A 215-nucleotide genomic window follows, 5' to 3' on the forward strand; every position below is an offset into this window, starting at 1 on the left:
AAAGAAAAAAAAGAAAAAAAAAAAGAAACGGGCAAAAAAAAAAAAACAAAGAAAAAAAAAAAAAAAAAAAAAAAAAAAGAAAAAAAAAATAAGAGAAAAAAAAAAAAAAAAAAAAAGAAGAAAAAAAAAAAAAAAATGAAGAAAAAAAAAAAGAGTAGAAAAAAAAAAAAGGAAAAAAAAAAAAAAAAAAAAAAAAAAAAAAAAGAAGAAAAAAA

The 215-nt window shown here is 11.2% G+C and carries 1 protein-coding gene; it reads left to right on the forward strand.

Annotated features, from left to right (window positions below):
• Positions 1-215 (forward strand): hypothetical protein (locus NG918_RS17235; RefSeq protein ID WP_252227157.1); only part of this gene is annotated, 215 nt, incomplete at both ends.

It is taken from the genome of Clostridium sp. ZBS2, from assembly GCF_023845855.1.
GTDB classification, from domain to species: Bacteria; Bacillota; Clostridia; order Clostridiales; family Clostridiaceae; genus Clostridium; species Clostridium aquiflavi.